This is a genomic window from Oceanobacillus sp. FSL H7-0719, assembly GCF_045040795.1.
Taxonomy (GTDB): Bacteria; Bacillota; Bacilli; order Bacillales; family Amphibacillaceae; genus Oceanobacillus.
Genome location: NZ_CP150301.1, coordinates 2,889,586 through 2,909,816, shown reverse-complemented (window position 1 = coordinate 2,909,816; position 20,231 = coordinate 2,889,586). Strand labels below are relative to the sequence as shown.

The 20,231-nt window shown below is 40.7% G+C and carries 18 protein-coding genes, 2 rRNA genes and 1 other annotated feature; all 20 genes read right to left on the bottom strand.

Annotated features, from left to right (window positions below; genetic code table 11):
• Positions 1 to 174: 174 nt before the first annotated feature.
• Positions 175 to 600, bottom strand: coding sequence for a 50S ribosomal protein L11 (rplK, locus tag NST93_RS14810; RefSeq protein WP_405098325.1), 426 nt, complete (start codon positions 598 to 600; stop codon positions 175 to 177).
• Positions 601 to 743: 143 nt separating this feature from the next.
• On the bottom strand, positions 744 to 1,280 hold the full coding sequence (gene nusG, locus NST93_RS14805) for a transcription termination/antitermination protein NusG (RefSeq protein ID WP_405103912.1): 537 nt from the start codon (positions 1,278 to 1,280) through the stop codon (positions 744 to 746).
• A 182-nt stretch (positions 1,281 to 1,462) separates the two neighbouring features.
• Complete coding sequence (gene secE / locus NST93_RS14800; protein ID WP_405098323.1) at positions 1,463 to 1,630, bottom strand: preprotein translocase subunit SecE; 168 nt, start codon at positions 1,628 to 1,630, stop codon at positions 1,463 to 1,465.
• A gap of 31 nt (positions 1,631 to 1,661) precedes the next feature.
• Entirely contained in the window at positions 1,662 to 1,811 is a 150-nt protein-coding gene (gene rpmG, locus NST93_RS14795; protein ID WP_405098321.1) for a 50S ribosomal protein L33, read from the bottom strand.
• Between the two features lie 90 nt (positions 1,812 to 1,901).
• Complete coding sequence (gene sigH / locus NST93_RS14790; protein ID WP_405103910.1) at positions 1,902 to 2,555, bottom strand: RNA polymerase sporulation sigma factor SigH; 654 nt, start codon at positions 2,553 to 2,555, stop codon at positions 1,902 to 1,904.
• Between the two features lie 120 nt (positions 2,556 to 2,675).
• A complete protein-coding gene (locus NST93_RS14785; protein ID WP_405098319.1) occupies positions 2,676 to 3,185 on the bottom strand; it encodes an NYN domain-containing protein in 510 nt (169 codons plus the stop codon).
• Positions 3,185 to 3,931 carry a 23S rRNA (guanosine(2251)-2'-O)-methyltransferase RlmB gene (rlmB, locus tag NST93_RS14780; RefSeq protein WP_405098317.1) on the bottom strand — a complete coding sequence of 249 codons (747 nt, stop codon included), beginning with the start codon at positions 3,929 to 3,931 and terminating at the stop codon, positions 3,185 to 3,187. The genes NST93_RS14785 and rlmB overlap by 1 nt, the downstream gene beginning before the upstream one ends.
• Positions 3,924 to 4,334 (bottom strand): Mini-ribonuclease 3, encoded by a 411-nt coding sequence (locus tag NST93_RS14775; RefSeq protein WP_405098315.1) that lies wholly within the window; start codon positions 4,332 to 4,334, stop codon positions 3,924 to 3,926. Before NST93_RS14775 ends, rlmB begins: the two co-directional genes overlap by 8 nt.
• The gene (cysS, locus tag NST93_RS14770; RefSeq protein WP_405098313.1) at positions 4,334 to 5,734 is read right to left on the bottom strand and encodes a cysteine--tRNA ligase; all 1,401 of its coding nucleotides are present in this window, start codon (positions 5,732 to 5,734) and stop codon (positions 4,334 to 4,336) included. Before cysS ends, NST93_RS14775 begins: the two co-directional genes overlap by 1 nt.
• Complete coding sequence (gene cysE, locus NST93_RS14765; protein WP_405098311.1) at positions 5,724 to 6,425, bottom strand: serine O-acetyltransferase; 702 nt, start codon at positions 6,423 to 6,425, stop codon at positions 5,724 to 5,726. Before cysE ends, cysS begins: the two co-directional genes overlap by 11 nt.
• A gap of 60 nt (positions 6,426 to 6,485) precedes the next feature.
• Positions 6,486 to 6,719, bottom strand: a binding site (T-box leader).
• Positions 6,720 to 6,758: 39 nt separating this feature from the next.
• On the bottom strand, positions 6,759 to 8,228 hold the full coding sequence (gltX, locus tag NST93_RS14760) for a glutamate--tRNA ligase (protein WP_405098309.1): 1,470 nt from the start codon (positions 8,226 to 8,228) through the stop codon (positions 6,759 to 6,761).
• A 142-nt stretch (positions 8,229 to 8,370) separates the two neighbouring features.
• A complete protein-coding gene (locus NST93_RS14755; RefSeq protein WP_405098307.1) occupies positions 8,371 to 9,468 on the bottom strand; it encodes a PIN/TRAM domain-containing protein in 1,098 nt (365 codons plus the stop codon).
• Positions 9,469 to 9,668: 200 nt separating this feature from the next.
• Positions 9,669 to 11,042, bottom strand: a complete 1,374-nt coding sequence (gene radA / locus NST93_RS14750) for a DNA repair protein RadA (protein ID WP_405098305.1) — start codon at positions 11,040 to 11,042, stop codon at positions 9,669 to 9,671.
• Positions 11,043 to 11,216: 174 nt separating this feature from the next.
• The gene (clpC, locus tag NST93_RS14745) at positions 11,217 to 13,646 is read right to left on the bottom strand and encodes an ATP-dependent protease ATP-binding subunit ClpC (protein WP_405098303.1); all 2,430 of its coding nucleotides are present in this window, start codon (positions 13,644 to 13,646) and stop codon (positions 11,217 to 11,219) included.
• 13 nt (positions 13,647 to 13,659) lie between these two features.
• Positions 13,660 to 14,721: a protein arginine kinase gene (locus NST93_RS14740; RefSeq protein ID WP_405098301.1), complete on the bottom strand. Its 1,062-nt coding sequence runs from the start codon at positions 14,719 to 14,721 to the stop codon at positions 13,660 to 13,662.
• Entirely contained in the window at positions 14,718 to 15,266 is a 549-nt protein-coding gene (locus tag NST93_RS14735; RefSeq protein WP_405098299.1) for a UvrB/UvrC motif-containing protein, read from the bottom strand. Before NST93_RS14735 ends, NST93_RS14740 begins: the two co-directional genes overlap by 4 nt.
• A gap of 42 nt (positions 15,267 to 15,308) precedes the next feature.
• Positions 15,309 to 15,776, bottom strand: a complete 468-nt coding sequence (locus NST93_RS14730; protein WP_405098297.1) for a CtsR family transcriptional regulator — start codon at positions 15,774 to 15,776, stop codon at positions 15,309 to 15,311.
• A gap of 357 nt (positions 15,777 to 16,133) precedes the next feature.
• Positions 16,134 to 16,832, bottom strand: coding sequence for an MgtC/SapB family protein (locus NST93_RS14725; protein WP_405098295.1), 699 nt, complete (start codon positions 16,830 to 16,832; stop codon positions 16,134 to 16,136).
• A 135-nt stretch (positions 16,833 to 16,967) separates the two neighbouring features.
• Positions 16,968 to 17,083 (bottom strand): 5S ribosomal RNA (gene rrf / locus NST93_RS14720).
• Positions 17,084 to 17,199: 116 nt separating this feature from the next.
• A 23S ribosomal RNA gene (locus NST93_RS14715) occupies positions 17,200 to 20,120 on the bottom strand.
• Between the last annotated feature and the right edge of the window lie 111 nt (positions 20,121 to 20,231).

Here is a 20,231-nt window from a genome sequence, read left to right as displayed (position 1 = left end):
ATTGTGGTGTTAGCGGTTATACCTCCCACGTATAAAAGCCAAAGAGAACTTCGATTCCGACTTGCGAAAGTCAAAGTCCTTATGCATTGCGTACAATTACTTAACACGCAATACTTTAGAATAGCTGTGATTCCAAAAGGAGACCACAGCTATTCTAATTCACTACTTAAAAAATTAGTCTTCGATTGAAATCCCCATACTGCGTGCAGTTCCTTCAACCATACGCATAGCTGCTTCAACATCAGCCGCGTTCAAGTCTTGCATTTTAGACTCCGCAATTTCTCTTACTTTATCACGCTTAACTGTTGCCACTTTGTTCTTGTTCGGCTCACCGGAACCACTATCGATTCCAGCTGCTTTTTTCAACAGAACAGCTGCTGGCGGAGTTTTCGTAATAAATGTAAATGAACGGTCTTCAAATACCGTAATTTCCACAGGGATAATTAAACCCGCTTGGTCTTGTGTACGCGCATTGAATTCTTTACAGAATCCCATGATGTTAATACCTGCTTGACCTAGTGCCGGTCCTACTGGCGGTGCTGGGTTTGCTTTTCCAGCTGGAATTTGTAATTTAACTAATTTAATTACTTTGTTAGCCACGAGACACACCTCCTTAAAGTCCGTGATGTGGTAATAGGGCTTTCCCCTCCCACTCAGATTTACAAATACGCTTGCAGTTAAGAAGCGCATAAATAACATTGAAATTCTACCATGAATAACTCATTTGTGCAAGGTTTTTTATTTTATTGTAATTTTTCCACCTGAGAAAAATCTAATTCAATCGGCGTTTCTCTGCCGAACATATTCACATGCACTTTAACTTTTTGCTTGTCGAGGTCAATATTTTCAATCGAGCCTTCGAAATCAGCAAATGGTCCTTCCATTACACGTACATTTTCTTTCAGCTCAAAATCAACCTGTACCTGAGGCGCTTCTACACCCATCCGTTTTAGAACTGCCTCTACTTCATCTGGCAACAGTGGGGTAGGTTTAGTGCCATGTCCACTCGACCCAACGAAACCTGTTACACCAGGTGTATTACGCACAACATACCAGGAATCATCTGTCATCACCATTTCTGTAAGTACATATCCCGGGAAGGATTTCTTTTTCACTACTTTCTTTTTGCCATTCTTAATCTCTGTTTCTTCATCTTCAGGAACAATTACGCGGAAGATTTTATCTTCCATCCCCATCGTTTCCACCCTTTTTTCAAGGTTGATTTTCACTTTATTTTCATAACCAGAGTACGTATGCACAACATACCAATTTTTCTCCATTTGTTCAGGACAACTACTGCCCTTCCCCTCCCTTAAGTCATTTTTGGATTTATCGGAAGCAAGGGGCATATTCAGCATTATGCCTCCTGCTTATTTTAACCAATATGAAAAACCCGTCTATTGCGGGTTTTTTGTGAGAAATATATTCTAATTTTATTATAGCATAAATTCAACATCATTATTCAAAAAAGATTTAAAAGCTGTGATATTCCTAGGTCAACAACGAAAAAGAAGACAGCTACAAAGATAACTGTTGCTAGTACAATCATTGTATAACTGCGTAATTCCTTGCCAGTCGGCCAGCTAACCTTCTTCATCTCTCTAGAAACGTTCTTCAAGAATTTAAACATATGTGTACCCCCCAAGGTCTACCTCTATGCGCTACTTTGTCTCTCGATGCAATGTATGCTTCCCACAATGTTTACAATATTTCTGAACCTCTAGTCTGGTAGAAGTTGTGGATACATTTTTATTAGTTGAATAGTTCCTGCTTGAACAAATAGCACATGCTAAAGTTATCTTTTTACTCATTTTCATATCACCCCTTTTAAAAAGGGTATTTTTCACTTAATAATGTAGCATGTATTGCGTTGCTGTGTCAACGTCGTGTTAGTTATCATACTACAATTGCTTGACTTCATTTTCTTTAATTAACTGCTCCAGCTTTCGCTTTACGCGCTGGAGCGCATTATCAATCGACTTCACATGACGATTAAGCTCTGCAGAAATCTCCTGGTAGGAACGGCCGTCTAAATACAAGTGCAATACGCGTTTCTCTAACCCGCTTAATAATTCCGATAATTTCAATTCCATATCAATGAATTTTTCCTGATTTACTAATAACTCTTCAGGGTCAATTGACTTAGAACCAGCAATAACATCGAGTAATGTACGATCTGATTCTTCATCAAAAATAGGCTTGTCCAAAGATACATATGAATTTAACGGTGTATGCTTTTGCCTTGTTGCAGTTTTGATTGCGGTAATAATTTGTCGGGTGATGCATAATTCAGCAAAAGCTTTAAATGAGGAGAGTTTGTTTTTATCATAATCTCTAATTGCCTTGTAAAGTCCAATCATTCCTTCTTGCACGATATCCTCTTTATCAGCACCGATTAAAAAGTATGTCCGTGCCTTGCCCTGGACAAAGTGACGGTACTTGTTTATTAAAAAGTCCAACGCTTGATTATTTTCTTGATGAATCAAATGAACGATCTCCTCATCATCAAGCATATGTAAGTTTGAGTGACGTATGTCCAGCTGCTTGACTACCACCAAGAATTACCCCCGTTCACTATATCTGCATTGTAAACGTTATTATACCGCAACGGACGAGGATTCGTCAATATAACAACGCACTTTTTAATACGAAAAGGGAGAAAAGAGATTATTTTCTCAATATTCTCCCCTCCGCATTTTTTCGAACTCCTCAAGTACTCTCTTATCGAGAATAATTTTTGTCTGTGGTTGTTTGTTTTTTTGTTCGATTAATTGAAAATCGATCTCCCTCTCAATATCCTGAAGTTCTATTTTCAACTCTCGAGCAGAAACTCTCAGAGCACCTTGACCAAAAATCGTTCGTTGTTCAGCAAAATCTGACGTTGCAACATAAACTTGTGTTTTAATATTTTTCAGCTTTTTTATAAGCCCTTCAATCCGGTCATCTGCTGTTTCATTTTCTTTTGTGTAGATAACTTCTACCTTAAATTGTTTGTATTTACTTTCCTTGCCTCGCACCTCATGTGCGTCAAAAACAATGATGACGCGGTCCCCGGTAAACGCCTGATATTCTGCCATTAGTTCAATCAGGCGGTCCCGAGCTTGAGCCATGTCTTTGTCTCTTAAAACTTTAAGCTCTTCCCAATCACCAATAATATTGTAGCCATCCACTAACAAGATGTTCATTACATCTCACCTAGCGGATGACGTTTGCGATATACCTCGTATAATAATAAACTGCATGCTACAGATGCATTCAATGAAGACACCTCTCCACTCATCGGCAGACTTACTGTCCAGTCACACTTTTTCCGTACAAGCCTTGAAATACCCTTGCCCTCATTGCCAATTACAACAGCAATTGGCAAGCTGCCTTCGAGCCGACGGTAGTCCTGTGTCGCTTCCGCTTCCGTACCAACCACCCAAATATTCTTCTCTTTCAGTTCATCGATTGTATTTGCTATATTCGTAACACGCACAACAGGGACATGTTCCATTGCACCTGCTGCTGTTTTAGCAACAGCCTGCGTGAGTCCAACAGAGCGCCTTTTCGGTATAATAACACCATGGACTCCAGTAGCATCAGCCGTACGAAGAATTGAGCCGAGATTATGAGGATCCTCCAGCTCGTCCAATATAATAAAAAATGCATCCTCTCCTTTTTCTTCAGCAAGTGTGAAGATCTGCTCCATTGTGCCATATTGATAAGATGCAACATACGCAATAATTCCTTGATGGTTGCCATTAGACATCGAATCAAGCTTCGACTTTGGCACTTTTTGAACAATTGTTCCTGCTTCTCTTGCTGATTGCTGCAGCTTTTTAAATGTATTTGCATTTAAATGTTCCGAAACAAATACTTTATTTACCGAGCGTCCTGAGGTAAGCGCCTCGATGACTGGGTTTTTTCCGATAATCATTTCCTCACTCATTCGGTTCCATTCCTTTCTCAATTAAAGTAACTGCAGCTTGCATCAGTTCATAAAGCCGCGCTTCATTCTTTGCTAAGTAGTGATATCCAAGCAATGTTTCAAATGCTGTACTATAGCGGTATGTTTGGATACTGGTATTTTTCGGTACAGATCCCGATTTAGCATTTCTCCCACGGGAAACAATTTGTCTTTCCTCCGCTGTAAGTATATCCTTATCCAGCCAATTTAAAAGGACAGCAGCCTGCCCCTTGCCAGAGACGAATTTTATCGCCATCTGGTGTAATAAGTGAGGCTTGACCTGGCCTTTTTTTAATAAATACTCTCGAATATAAACTTCATATATTGCGTCTCCCATATAGGCGAGTGCTAAGCTTTTCATTTGTTTTGCATCCATTCGTTCCATTAGCCTCTTTTCCAGCGAACGCCTTGAGCAGTATCCTCTAAGATGATGGACTTCTCCTTGAGTAAGTCTCTAATTTCATCCGCTTTAGCAAAATCGCGGTTTTTTCTGGCTTCATTTCTTTCTGTTATTAACGTCTCTATCTCCTCATCAAGCAACTCTTTGTCAGTATTTAAATTAATGCCTAATATCCCAAGCAATTCCATAATCGCATCTTGGAATGCTTCAATAACTGCCAATTTAGTCTGTGGTTCATTGAGATAGATATTTGCCTCTTTCGATAGCTCAAATAATACAGAGATTGCATTTGCTGTATTAAAATCGTCATCCATTTCTTTTTCGAAGTCACGTTTAAAGTCAGCAATCTTCTCCAGCCATTCAGCATTATCTTCTGTAAGATTAAGACTTGCACTTTTTCGGTGTTCCAAGTTATGGTATGCTGTTTGGATTCTGTCCAAGCTGTTTTTTGCGCTTTCTAAAAGCTCTTCCGTAAAGTTAATTGGATGGCGGTAATGAACGCTTAGCATAAAGAAACGCAGGACCTGCGGTTTATGCTGTGCAATCAGATCTTTCGTTAACACAAAGTTCCCTAGCGACTTTGACATCTTCTCATTATCAATATTAATATACCCATTATGCATCCAGTACTTTGCAAAAGTCTTTCCTGTCATAGCCTCTGACTGGGCAATTTCATTCTCATGATGCGGGAATGTCAAATCCTGTCCGCCTGCATGAATGTCAATTGTTTCTCCAAGATATTTCTTTGCCATTGCAGAGCATTCAATATGCCAGCCTGGCCTTCCTTGGCCCCATGGAGCATCCCAGGCAATTTCTCCATCCTTCGCTTGCTTCCAAAGTGCAAAATCAAGAGGGTCTTCTTTTTTCTCTCCTACTTGAATTCTCGCACCAGCACGCAGTTCATCGACTGATTGATGTGACAGCTTACCATAATCTTCGAAAGCACGTGGTCTGAAATAAACATCTCCATCTGCTTCATAAGCATATCCTTTATCGACAAGAACGTTTACAAATTCAATGATGTCATCCATTGTATCCATTACTCGCGGGTGATGTGTAGCCATTTTAACGCCTAACGCCCCTACATCCTCTAAATACGCGTCTATAAATCGATCTGCAACTTCAGGGACTTCCTCACCCAGCTCATTTGCTGCTTTAATAATCTTATCATCTACATCAGTGAAATTCAGAACATAATCTACATCATAGCCTCTATATTCCAAATACCGTCTCACAGTATCAAATACAATCGCGGGACGAGCATTTCCGATATGGATATAGTTATATACAGTCGGACCGCACACATACATGCTGACCTTTCCTTCTTCCAGCGGTTTAAAAGCTTCCTTTTCTCTTGTTAATGTATTAAAAATTTTAATCGACACGACGAATTTTGCTCCCTTCTTTTAACTCTTTCAATTCAGCTTTCAATGAATTAATTTCTTGTTGCAGCTCTGTACAGCGATCCGCAACAGGGTCAGGCATTTTATGGTGATCCAAGTCCCTTTGGATTCTTTCGCCATCCTGAACAACAACCTTTCCAGGAATTCCTACAACAGTGGAGTTTTGTGGTACATCCTTCAACACGACCGACCCACCACCAACTTTTGCATTTTCACCGATTATAATGTCTCCTAGCACCTTTGCACCTGTTGCAATCAAAGCATTGTCCATTACCGTGGGATGACGCTTTCCCTTTTCTTTTCCTGTACCGCCTAGAGTCACGCCTTGATAGATGGTGACATTATTCCCAATTTCACACGTTTCACCAATCACAACACCCATTCCATGGTCAATAAATAAGCGCCTGCCGATTTTCGCTCCTGGGTGAATTTCTATACCAGTGACGAACCTTGAGAATTGTGATATCGCGCGAGCCAAGAAATATAATCTTTTATTATAAAACGCATGAGCAATTCGATGAAACCACACTGCATGAAGCCCAGAATATGTCAGAAAAACTTCAAAATAAGTCCGTGCTGCAGGGTCCTGTTCAAACACAACATCCATATCTTCCTTCATTCGTTTAAATAAACCCATTTCTCCATTCCACCTTTCATTAAAACTTTGTTTCACATATCAAGTAAACGGACTTTACTTATTTGGTGAAAATAAAAAAAGCGCCTCTGTATAAAATACAGAGACGCTTTACGGCGCGGTTCCACTCTGTTTGAAGGGAATCCTCCCTTCCAACTTGTGCTCTAGGTAACGGCAGAGTTCCGCTGCTATGTACTATTTAGAATCATTCAAAAGTTTCCATAGCAGACTCAAAGGGGCACTTCAAAAAGCTTACTTAAAATCACTTTCAGCCAAGGTGATTCTCTCTGTATAAGCAATATATTTTCTACTTTCCCTTATCAACGTTCAAATATATGCTATTACTATATTACAGTTTTTACGTTTTGTGAACTATTTAGCCCCTAATTTACCTAGTATATTTTCCAGGCGGCTTGTGATAACTTCTTTTCCTAATAGTTCGATTGCAAATGGAAGCTCTGGTCCATGCATTTGTCCAGTTGTTGCAACACGAATTGGCATAAATAGCTTCTTGCCCTTCTGTCCTGTTTCCTTCTGTGTTGCTTTAATCTGCGCTTTAATCTCATCCTTAGTGAATGTTTCCAGTTCACCAAGCTTCTCTTTAAATACACGCAATACTTCTGGTACTTGCTCTTCATTCAATACTTCCATATTTTCTTCATCGTAGGTTATTTCTTCTGTAAAGAACAGCTCAGTTAATTCAACAATTTCCTGACCATATCTTAATTGTTCACGATAAAGTGCAATAACGTTCTCTGCCCAGTCGCGCTGTTCCTCATCCATCGTCTCCGGCAGTTTGCCAGCAGCAATCAAATGAGGCATTGCAAGTTCAATTACTTGATTCAATTCCAGCCCTTTAATGTATTCATTGTTCATCCATTTTAGTTTTTGCTGATCAAAGATAGCTGGTGAAGTGGATAAACGTTCTGGATCAAAAATTTCAATCAATGTTTCTTTATTAAAGATTTCTTCTTCTCCAACAGGAGACCAACCCAATAAGCTGATAAAGTTAAACATCGCTTCAGGCAGGTAGCCAAGATTACGATATTGCTCAATAAACTGTAAAATATGCTCATCACGCTTACTTAGCTTCTTGCGATTCTCATTCAGAATTAAAGTCATATGACCATAAGTCGGCGCTTCCCAGCCGAAAGCATCATATATCATCATTTGCTTTGGTGTATTAGAAATATGCTCTTCTCCACGCAGCACATGTGAAATCTTCATAAAGTGGTCATCAATCGCAACTGCAAAGTTATAAGTTGGGATGCCATTCTTTTTCACAATGACCCAGTCACCAAAATCACTGGATTCAAATGTAATATTTTTACGAACAAGGTCATTAAATGTATATGTTTTGTTTTCAGGCACACGAAAACGAATACTTGGCATTCTGCCTTCTGCTTCAAATGCAGTGATTTGCTCTTCTGTTAAATCACGATGCGCACCAGAATACTTCGGTACTTGTCCATTCGCAATCTGCTCCTCACGTTCTTTTTCAAGTTCTTCTTCCGTCATATAACATTTATACGCAAGGCCTCTTTCAAGCAGTTCATCTGTATACTTTTGATACATATCCAGTCGTTCCGTCTGACGATATGGACCATAATCACCACCGACATCTGGTCCTTCTTCCCATTCAATTCCAAGCCATTTCAAAAATTTCAGCTGGCTTTCTTCTCCACCTGCTACATTACGCTTTTCATCTGTATCTTCCGTACGTATAATAAATTTCCCGTCAAAATGTTTCGCATACAAATAATTAAATAATGCTGTTCTTGCATTACCAATGTGCAGATGACCTGTTGGGCTTGGTGCATAGCGAACCCTTACCTCTGTCATGTTGCTTCCCCTCTTTTCTACAAATATAAAAACAAATTTTAAAAGATATACACTTATATCTAAAAATAGCTCATTGTGAAGAAAAGTGATAACAAAATATGTCATCACTTTTCAAGCTGTATCCTTTATAGTTATACCCCTTTTAGAGTGCTTTTTCAAGTGATTTTGGTTTTGCAAAGATCATTCTGCCAGCAGAAGTCTGCAGTACACTTGTAATGACAACTTCAATTGTTTTGCCGATATAATCGCGCCCTTCTTCAACAACAATCATTGTTCCATCATCAAGATAAGCAATTCCTTGCTTTTGTTCTTTACCATCTTTAATCACTTGAACAACAAGCTCTTCACCTGGAAGCACAACTGGCTTAACCGCATTTGCCAGGTCATTAATATTTAAAACTGGTACACCTTGCAAATCGCATACCTTATTTAAATTAAAATCATTCGTTACAACAATTCCATTGCTGACTTTTGCTAACTTAATAAGCTTGCTATCTACCTCAGCAATTTCTTCAAAGTCACCTTCATAAATTTCAACAATAACAGGCAATTCTTTTTGAATCCGGTTCAAAACGTCTAATCCGCGTCTGCCGCGGTTTCTCTTGAGTGCATCAGACGAGTCCGCGATATGCTGCAGCTCTCCAAGTACAAACTGTGGTATAACAAGGGTTCCTTCTAGAAAACCTGTACTGCAAATATCAGCAATTCTTCCATCAATGATGACACTTGTATCTAAAATCTTTGGCTTGGGCATATCCGATTCAGCCTCTGATTCATTGATGTTTACAACTTTTTGACGTTCCTTCTTACCAGTTCTTAATAAATTGGAAAATTCCTCTCTCCGCTGAAATCCTACACGGAAGCCTAAATAACCTAATATGATTGTAATAAATATTGGAAGTACTTGTGATACAATTTTGATGCTAATATCCTGTAAAGGCATTGTTACCAGATAGGAAATAATAAGACCAAAAATCATACCAACACTACCAAAGAATAAATCCAAAGCCGGCAGCTTAATGAGTGCATCCTCGACCCATTTGAAGAAATTCACAATATAATCAGCTAAAAAATATGAAATTAAGAAAAAGATAATTGCGCCAAGCGCCATTCCAAGATAAGGGTTCGTTAGCCATTCCACATTTTGAAGATTAAAAAACTCCACAATAACTGGAATATAAACGAAACCAATCGTTCCACCTAACACGACAAAAAAGATATGAACTAATTTTTTTAGCATAATTTCACCTCCTAAATTTTATTATTACCTTTATTTTCTATTTATAACCCTCTATAAAGCTGTTCAAAGAGGCAGAAAAGAAATATTAGGTTATTAATCTATCCATTTCACTATTCTTTGTAAATACAGGCCTTGCTTATTTGTTCACGAATAAGTTTCCGATAGTTGATAGCATCCTATCAGAACTTTATTATAATAAACTATCTCGCAAGTGCAATTTCCAACGCTTCTTGTACCGTAGATACGCCAACAACTTGAATATCTTTAGGCGTCTTCCAGCCATCCAGGTTATTCTTCGGGCAAATTACGCGTTTAAAGCCAAGCTTTGCAGCTTCCTGTACACGCTGTTCAATTCTAGAAACCCTTCTTATTTCACCTGTAAGACCTACCTCACCGATAAAGATATCTTTTGGCTCAGTTGCCTGGTCTCTAAAACTCGATGCAATACTAATTGCAATTGCCAGGTCAATTGCCGGCTCATCCAGCTTCACTCCGCCTGCTACTTTAATATATGCATCTTGATTTTGCAGCATGAAACCGACCCTTTTTTCCAATACTGCCATAATGAGAGGCACTCGATTATAATCAATTCCCGTCGCCATTCTTCTTGGATTTCCAAAGCTTGAGGGGGAAATCAATGCTTGTATTTCAACAAGTACCGGTCGTGTCCCTTCCATAGAAGCTACAACTGTTGAACCTGCTGCTCCCGCTGTTCTTTCTTCAAGGAAAATCTCAGAAGCATTTAATACTTCACGAAGCCCTTCTTCTTTCATTTCAAAGATACCCATTTCATGTGTACTTCCAAAACGATTCTTTACACCACGCAAAATTCGATATGTATGATGCCGCTCTCCCTCAAAATAGAGCACTGCATCCACCATATGTTCCAATAACCTTGGTCCAGCAATCGAACCTTCCTTCGTGACATGTCCTACTATAAAGATTGATATATGATTTGTTTTCGCAATGCGCATTAATTCCCCAGTACACTCACGAACCTGTGAGACACTCCCTGGAGCACTGGCTACTTCTTCTCGATAAATTGTTTGGATTGAATCAATGATGACAAGCTGAGGCTGTAATTCTTCAATTTGATTACTAATATCTTGAAGGTTTGTTTCACTTAGGACATATAATTCATCTTCATCTACACCTAAGCGTTCTGCTCGCAGTTTCGTCTGCCTTGTTGATTCCTCTCCTGATACATAAAGCACTGGCATTTTTTTCTTGGCAATTTGCGAAGAGATTTGCAGAAGCAGGGTTGACTTTCCAATTCCAGGATCTCCGCCAATTAAAACAAGAGAGCCCGGTACAACACCGCCTCCAAGCACACGATTAAATTCCTTCATCTCTGTGGTAATACGCGGTTCTTTCTGTGATTCGAGTGCGGTAATTTTTTCTGGCTTGCTTACTTTTCGTCCGCTGCCACTGGATACATGTCTTCCACCTGAGACTGGTGCTTGGATTTCTTCTACCATTGTATTCCAGTTGCCGCAGCCAGGGCACTTGCCCATCCATTTTGCTGATTCATACCCGCAATCTTGGCAGACAAATTTATTCTTGCGTTTAGCCATAGCATTCGGTCCCTCCTATATATTGTAAACGAATATTATCTAAAATAGGTTACATTTTCCTTTCAAATATAATTCATTTATACCTTATTTTTGCCACAATGAATAATCTTGGATATTTTTTTGGAAAAAGCTAGAAGAAATTATTCTTCTAGCTTTTCAAAGTCCACTGACAATTTACTTCAAGATAATAAATTCACCTTTACTGTTCAGGCCAATTTTCACCTTTTGTCCCTTTTCAATTGTCTCTTTCAGTAATTCCTCAGATAATAAGTTCTCAATATTTTGCTGGATGGAGCGACGCAGCGGACGTGCGCCGTATTCCGGATCAAATCCTTCATTTGCTATCTTCTCCACTGCCTTATCTGTCATGGATAAATCAATTTCTTGCTCATGCAGACGTTTCTTCAGTTCTTCCAGCATCAATACAACAATATCCTTCATATGTTTCTTCTCAAGGGAATGGAAGACAATCGTTTCATCAATTCGGTTAAGAAACTCTGGACGAAATGCTTTTTTCAGCTCATCCATTACTTTTGATTTCATATCACTGTACTCTTGGCCCTCATCAGCGACATTGAAGCCTACAAATTTATTGCGTCTTAGCTCGCTAGCACCGACGTTCGAAGTCATTATAATTACAGTGTTGCGGAAATCAACTAGTCTGCCTTTTGAATCCGTTAAACGTCCGTCTTCCAGAACTTGAAGTAAAATATTAAATACTTCAGGATGTGCCTTCTCTATTTCATCCAGTAAAACTACTGAATACGGTTTTCTTCGTACCTTCTCTGTTAACTGGCCGCCCTCTTCATAACCAACATATCCTGGAGGTGAACCAACTAATCGCGCTGTTGAATGTCTTTCCATATACTCTGACATATCAACACGAATCATCGCATCCTCATCTGCAAACATAACCTCTGCAAGTGCGCGTGCAAGCTCTGTTTTACCAACCCCTGTAGGTCCAAGGAAGATAAAGGAGCCAATAGGACGTTTTGGATCTTTTAATCCAGCACGTGCTCTGCGGATTGCCGTAGAGATTGCATTTACTGCTTCTTCTTGCCCAATAACACGTTTATGAAGGATTTCCTCCATATTTAAAAGACGCTTACTTTCATCTTTGGTTAATTTGGAAACGGGCACTCCCGTCCAAATGGAAACAACGCTAGCAATATCCTCTACTGTTACCTCAGAGTCCATTTGCCCTTGTTTCTCTTTCCATTCATTTTTTGTTTTCTCTAATTCTTCACGATGGCGCTGTTCTGTATCGCGCAATGAGGCGGCCGTTTCAAATTCCTGGCTTTGCACAGCTGCATCTTTTTCTTTCCTTACCTCTGCAAGCTTCTGCTCAAGTTCCTTTAAATTCGGCGGAATTGTATAAGAACGCAGACGCACCTTAGAGCCAGCCTCATCAATTAAATCAATTGCTTTATCCGGAAGGAAACGGTCGGTAATATATCGATCCGATAACGTTGCTGCAGCCTCCATTGCTTCGTCTGTAATCGTTACACGGTGATGTGCTTCATAACGGTCCCGAAGACCACCTAAAATTTGAATTGTTTCCTCAACAGTCGGCTCATCAACTTGTATCGGCTGGAAACGACGTTCTAAAGCAGCATCTTTTTCAATGTATTTACGATATTCATCTACTGTTGTAGCACCGATACATTGAAGTTCCCCTCTTGCAAGAGATGGTTTAAGAATATTAGAAGCATCAATAGCTCCCTCTGCGCCACCAGCACCAATTAATGTATGCAATTCATCAATAAACAGAATAACATTTCCCGCTTGGCGAATTTCTTCCATTACTTTTTTCAGACGATCTTCAAATTCACCGCGGTATTTTGTTCCCGCAACTACCGTTCCCATATCAAGTGTCATCACGCGTTTATCACGAAGAGTCTCCGGTACCTCATTATCGATAATTTGTTGTGCAAGACCTTCTGCCACAGCTGTTTTACCTACACCCGGCTCACCAATCAGCACTGGATTATTTTTCGTGCGGCGGCTAAGTACTTGAATCACACGCTCAATTTCTTTTGCGCGCCCAATTACAGGATCAATTTTCCCTTCTTTTGCACTAACTGTTAAGTCTCGAGCTAATGAATCCAGAGTTGGTGTGCTGGCGTTCGATTGCTGCCCGCTGCGTCCTCTTCTCCCAGCTTGCGACTCATTGCTGCCAAGAAGCTTTAAAACCTGCTGACGCGCCTTATTTAGACTTACACCAAGGTTATTTAATACTCGAGCTGCTACACCTTCTCCTTCACGGATTAATCCTAATAAGATATGTTCTGTTCCAACATAGGAATGACCTAGCTTTCTTGCTTCATCCTGTGATAATTCCACTACCTTTTTCGCTCGTGGTGTGTAATGAATGGATTGCATCGGCTGCTTCCCTACACCGATTAACTTTTCTACTTCCTCTTGAATCTTTTCTACCTCAACACCAAGGGATTGTAATGCTTTTGCAGCAATTCCTTCACCCTCACGAACAAGACCGAGTAGAATATGTTCTGTCCCAATATTATTATGACCAAGACGTACTGCTTCTTCTTGTGACAAAGCCAATACCTTCTGTGCTCTTTCTGTAAATCGTCCAAACATCATCTTGTCTTCCCTCCTATTTCTCCAACTGTAGTCGTTCTCTTATGAGTGAAGCACGAAAAATATCGCGTTCTCTAGCTGTTAGTTTTTTATTAGCATAATGCTGTAAGAACCCTGGCTGCATTAAAATCATCAGCTCATTTAATATATTTTTTGATATGTTCTTAATGATACCTAAGTCTATGCCTAAGCGCACGTTAGAAATACATTCTGATGCTTCCTTAGATCCGATAATTCTACTATTCTTTAAAATCCCATAAGATCTGAAAATGCGATCCTCCAGTGTAAGTCCAAGCTTTTCCGTTATATATTTCCTTGCAAGCCGCTCCTGCTCAATCAATTGTTTCACAACACTCTCCAGGTCAAGCACAATATCATTCTCTGATTTTCCTAATGTAATCTGATTTGAGATTTGATATATATTCCCCAATGATTCACTGCCTTCTCCATAAATGCCCCGAACAACCAATCCAAATTGATTAATTGCAGGAATCATCCGATTGATTTGCTTTGTATGAGCAAGTGCAGGCAGATGCATCATAACCGAGGCTCGCATTCCTGTACCTACATTTGTAGGACAGCTTGTAAGATAACCACATTTTTCATCGAAAGCGTAATTCACTTTCTCCTCAATCCAATCATCTAAGTTAAAAGCCTCTTCTAATGCTTCTGTCAGTTGATACCCCGGGAAATATAACTGGATTCTTAAATGATCCTCTTCATTAATCATTATAGAAACGCGTTCATCCTCTGAAATCAGTACTGCAGATTGCGGGAACTTTTCCAGATTTGGGCTAATTAAGTGTTTTTCTACAAGGATTCTTTTTTCAATTAGTGAGAGATCCTGCATAGAGATAAATTGAAAATTTTTATATGCGTGGAAGGACTGTTTCGAATACTCCTGTTTCATAAAATCAGTTACCTTTTTTAATTCAGATTCCTCACCAAGGACAGGATAAGTTACATTAGCAAAGTTACGTGCTAAACGAATGCGGCTGCTTAGAACAATATCACTGTCAGCCCCTTCTTCACGCATCCAGGGACTAATAGCTTCATTAATAAAATGCTCTAATGTCATCCTTCACTCCCCTCCTCTTTCGAATCATTCCCATTTTCTAATGTTTTAATCTTGTCTCTTAATACTGCCGCCTTCTCAAAGGCTTCTTCTTCAACAAGCTTTTTTAGTTCATTTCGGTATTCTTCAATTTGCTTCTTTTTTTGCAAACTTCCACCGATTCGTTTAGGTATTTTACCCGAATGCTTTGTATTTCCAGCATGCACGCGACGGAAAATAGGGTTCATTCGTTGAGAAAAAGTTTCATAGCAAGAAGCACAGCCGAATTTTCCTATTTGCTGAAACTCTGCAAATGTCATTTTACATTTTGGACATTGAACTTCTTTTGGCTGCTTAGTTTGCTGAAAGGGCTGAGCTCCTAACTGCGAAGCATCAAAATGAAAAAGACCTTTTAGCAAATCTTCTAAGGAGTAATTTTCCTCAGAAGACGCAATATAACCTTTCTCATGTGCACAAACTTCACATAAGTGGACTTCCTTCTTCTCTCCATTAACAACTTGCTGAAAATAGAACGTGGCCGGGCGTTGCTGGCATTCCTGACACTGCACTTCACATCCTCCTCATCCGATAATTGCTTTCTATTATATGATTTAGTTTAAATATTTCAATGAATGAAGCATTGCTGTTAATATACGTGCACGTATTTCATCACGGAGCGGCAGTTGAAATGGAAGTGTTGTTCTTTCGAGGGCGCTAAACATAATTTTTTCTTCCCGTTCAGTAATTATTTTTTCCTCAAATAACCGCTCAAGCACATGAACTGCTGCTTGCTGTGAAACGCTTGGATTAATCATTTTAATAATCTCATTAATCAAATCTGCCTTATCTTGATGTTTTACCCTGATAATGCGAATATAACCGCCACCCCCGCGTTTGCTCTCCACCACATATCCTTTTTCCGTAGTGAAGCGGGTGTTTATAACATAATTAATTTGCGAAGGTACACATTGGAATTGATCAGCAATTTCACTTCGTTTGATTTCAATTGCATTATTCTTTCCCTTAGCTTTTAATACTTGCTTGAGATATTGCTCAATTACGTCCGAAATATTACTCATATTCCCAACTCCTTTTTTCTTATGACATGTCACTGGTTTCACTTCATCTAACATTCAAAAGGCAAACACTAATGAAGGTCTCAGCTTATGCCCTATTCGCGCAGCAGTCTAAGAGATACTTTCCTATTTCCGCTTCCCGAGTGAGCCAGTTATCTGATTATATCCGTTTGACTTTGACTATCTTTGACTATGATTTAATTATACGTCATAAATCATTTCTTGAAAAGCAATATCCGCTATTATATTTTAGACATATTTTGAGATACTCAAACACATTAAAGCATATGAAATAATAAATATTAAAAAACACAGTCATCTTCAAGAAGAAAATACTGTGTTTTACATTAAAAATAATACTTACTTGGCCATTCTTGCAACATTATTAACAGACTCAAGTTTAGAAATAGCTTCAAAGAGCTCTATCAATTCCTTACTCTCCATATTATTCATTTTCACATAGATCGATCTCAGTTCACTTTCCATTCTTTCAACTTCAATATTTAATATTTTTGCATGATGGGCTTCAACTACTTTAATTAATTCAGATACCTCCAAATTTCGTTGAACCACAATTGCTATCCTCATATGCTTTTTCTTTGATTGAAATATTTTCTCTAAATTATTTAGTAATACGAGACTGATTAAGATAATTAATGTTGCAACAATCGCCGGACCATACATTCCTGCTCCAACAACAAGGCCAATCCCTGCTACAGTCCATATAGAAGCTGCAGTAGTTAACCCGCGAATTGTCCCACCATAAACTATTATTGTACCTGCACCAAGGAAACCTATTCCACTAATCACATAAGAAGGAATTCGTGCTGGATCGAAACGAACATTTTCATACTCTAAAAAATGCAGGAATCCATAAAAAGATAATAGCATCATTAAACATGCGCCTACACCAACTAATATATGTGTTCGGAAACCCGCTGAGTGATTATTCCATTCACGTTCAAAACCGATAATGCCAGATAAAACTAATGCAATCATTAAGCGAATAACTATTATTGAAAAATTATCACCCATCACGTCTTGAAAAAATGCCTCCATTTATTTTCCTCCTTTTCACTTAGATTGTGTTTACCCCGTTTTTACCATCCAAATATATTTTATGTTTATAACATACTAATATAACACAACATAAAAAGACAGCATACAAAAATGTATGCTGTCTTTTTATGTATTGCCTGGCGGCGTCCTACTCTCGCAGAGACAAAGTCTCAACTACCATCGGCGCTGGAAAGCTTAACTGCTGTGTTCGGTATGGGAACAGGTGTGACCTTTCCGCCATCACTACCAGACATTCAAAAATGAAGGACAAGTTATATTATATGCATTCTTTACAGAAAATGCAAGTATTTTTTTAACTTTATACCTTAAAAACTAAATAAGAGTAAACAACATACATCGAAAGAATTTAGTTAAGTCCTCGATCGATTAGTATTCGTCAGCTTCACATGTCACCATGCTTCTACCCCGAACCTATCAACCTCATCGTCTCTGAGGGATCTTACTCACTCGAAGTGATGGGAAGTCTCATCTTGAGGGGGGCTTCATGCTTAGATGCTTTCAGCACTTATCCTTTCCACACGTAGCTACCCAGCTATGCTCCTGGCGGAACAACTGGTACACCAGCGGTGTGTCCATCCCGGTCCTCTCGTACTAAGGACAGCTCCTCTCAAACTTCCAACGCCCACGACGGATAGGGACCGAACTGTCTCACGACGTTCTGAACCCAGCTCGCGTACCGCTTTAATGGGCGAACAGCCCAACCCTTGGGACCGACTACAGCCCCAGGATGCGATGAGCCGACATCGAGGTGCCAAACCTCCCCGTCGATGTGAACTCTTGGGGGAGATAAGCCTGTTATCCCCGGGGTAGCTTTTATCCGTTGAGCGATGGCCCTTCCATGCGGAACCACCGGATCACTAAGCCCGACTTTCGTCCCTGCTCGACTTGTAAGTCTCGCAGTCAAGCTCCCTTCTGCCTTTACACTCTACGAATGATTTCCAACCATTCTGAGGGAACCTTTGGGCGCCTCCGTTACCTTTTAGGAGGCGACCGCCCCAGTCAAACTGCCCGCCTGACACTGTCTCCGAACCGGATCACGGTCCTGGGTTAGAATGTTCATACAGCTAGGGTGGTATCCCACGGGTGCCTCCACGAAAGCTAGCGCTCTCGCTTCTAAGGCTCCCACCTATCCTGTACAAGCTGCACAAACAGTCAATATCAGGCTACAGTAAAGCTCCACGGGGTCTTTCCGTCCTGTCGCGGGTAATGTGCATCTTCACACATCGTATAATTTCACCGGGTCTCTCGTTGAGACAGTGCCCAAGTCGTTGCACCTTTCGTGCGGGTCGGAACTTACCCGACAAGGAATTTCGCTACCTTAGGACCGTTATAGTTACGGCCGCCGTTTACTGGGGCTTCGGTTCTAAGCTTCGGGTAAAACCCTAACTCTTTCCCTTAACCTTCCAGCACCGGGCAGGTGTCAGCCCCTATACTTCGCCTTTCGGCTTCGCAGAGACCTGTGTTTTTGCTAAACAGTCGCTTGGGCCTATTCACTGCGGCTCCTCCTTAAAGGAGCACCCCTTCTCCCGAAGTTACGGGGTCATTTTGCCGAGTTCCTTAACGAGAGTTCTCCCGCTCACCTTAGGATTCTCTCCTCGCCTACCTGTGTCGGTTTGCGGTACGGGCACCTATGATCTAACTAGAGGCTTTTCTTGGCAGTGTGAAATCAGGAACTTCGGTACTAAATTTCCCTCCCCATCACAGCTTGAAATTGCCAGACGGATTTGCCTATCTGACTTTCTCACTGCTTGGGCGCACACTTCCATCCGTGCGCATTCCTTATCCTTCTGCGTCCCCCCATTGCTCAAACAATCATGAGGTGGTACAGGAATATCAACCTGTTATCCATCGCCTACGCCTTTCGGCCTCGGCTTAGGTCCCGACTAACCCTGAGTGGACGAGCCTTCCTCAGGAAACCTTAGGCATTCGGTGAAAGAGATTCTCACTCTTTTTTCGCTACTCATACCGGCATTCTCACTTCTAAGCGCTCCACCAGTCCTCACGGTCTGACTTCACAGCACTTAGAACGCTCTCCTACCATTGTTCGTAAGAACAATCCGCAGCTTCGGTGATACGTTTAGCCCCGGTACATTTTCGGCGCAGAGTCACTCGACCAGTGAGCTATTACGCACTCTTTAAATGGTGGCTGCTTCTAAGCCAACATCCTGGTTGTCTGGGCAACTCCACATCCTTTTCCACTTAACGTATACTTTGGGACCTTAGCTGGCGGTCTGGGCTGTTTCCCTCTCGACTATGAACCTTATCACCCATAGTCTGACTCCCAAAAATAAGTATCTGGCATTCGGAGTTTGACTGAATTCGGTAACCCGGTGAGGGCCCCTAGTTCAATCAGTGCTCTACCTCCAGTACTCTTTTTTTGAGGCTAGCCCTAAAGCTATTTCGGAGAGAACCAGCTATCTCCGTGTTCGATTGGCATTTCACCCCTACCCACACCTCATCCCCGCATTTTTCAACATACGTGGGTTCGGGCCTCCAGTCAGTGTTACCTGACCTTCACCCTGGACATGGGTAGATCACACGGTTTCGGGTCTACGACCACATACTATAAACGCCCTATTCAGACTCGCTTTCGCTGCGGCTCCGTGTCTTCCACTTAACCTTGCATGTAATCGTAACTCGCCGGTCCATTCTACAAAAGGTACGCCGTCACCCATTAACGGGCTTCGACTACTTGTAGGCACACGGTTTCAGGTTCTATTTCACTCCCCTCCCGGGGTGCTTTTCACCTTTCCCTCACGGTACTGGTTCACTATCGGTCACTAGGTAGTATTTAGCCTTGGGAGATGGTCCTCCCGGATTCCGACGGAATTTCTCGTGTTCCGCCGTACTCAGGATACACTCCGGAGGAAACTCTTTTTCGATTACAGGGCTGTTACCTTCTGCGGCTGACCTTTCCAGGTCGATTCGTCTAAAGAATTTCTTTGTAACTCCGTATGGAGTGTCCTACAACCCCAGTAAGCAAGCTTACTGGTTTGGGCTCTTTCCGTTTCGCTCGCCGCTACTTGGGAAATCGAATTTTCTTTCTCTTCCTCTAGGTACTGAGATGTTTCAGTTCCCTAGGTCTGCCTCGTATACCCTATGAATTCAGATATACGTACTGTTCCATTACGAACAGTGGGTTTCCCCATTCGGAAATCCTCGGATATAGCGTTTACTTACAACTCCCCGAGGCATATCGGTGTTAGTCCCGTCCTTCTTCGGCTCCTAGTACCAAGGCATCCACCGTGCGCCCTTATTCACTTAACTAAGTTACAGTAAATAAAGCTTTAATTTTGCCTTTTAGGTTTATCAAATAAACCTGGTCTTACATTTATTAATCTAGCTTCGGCTCCTGAAAACTACCGTCATAAGCAATTG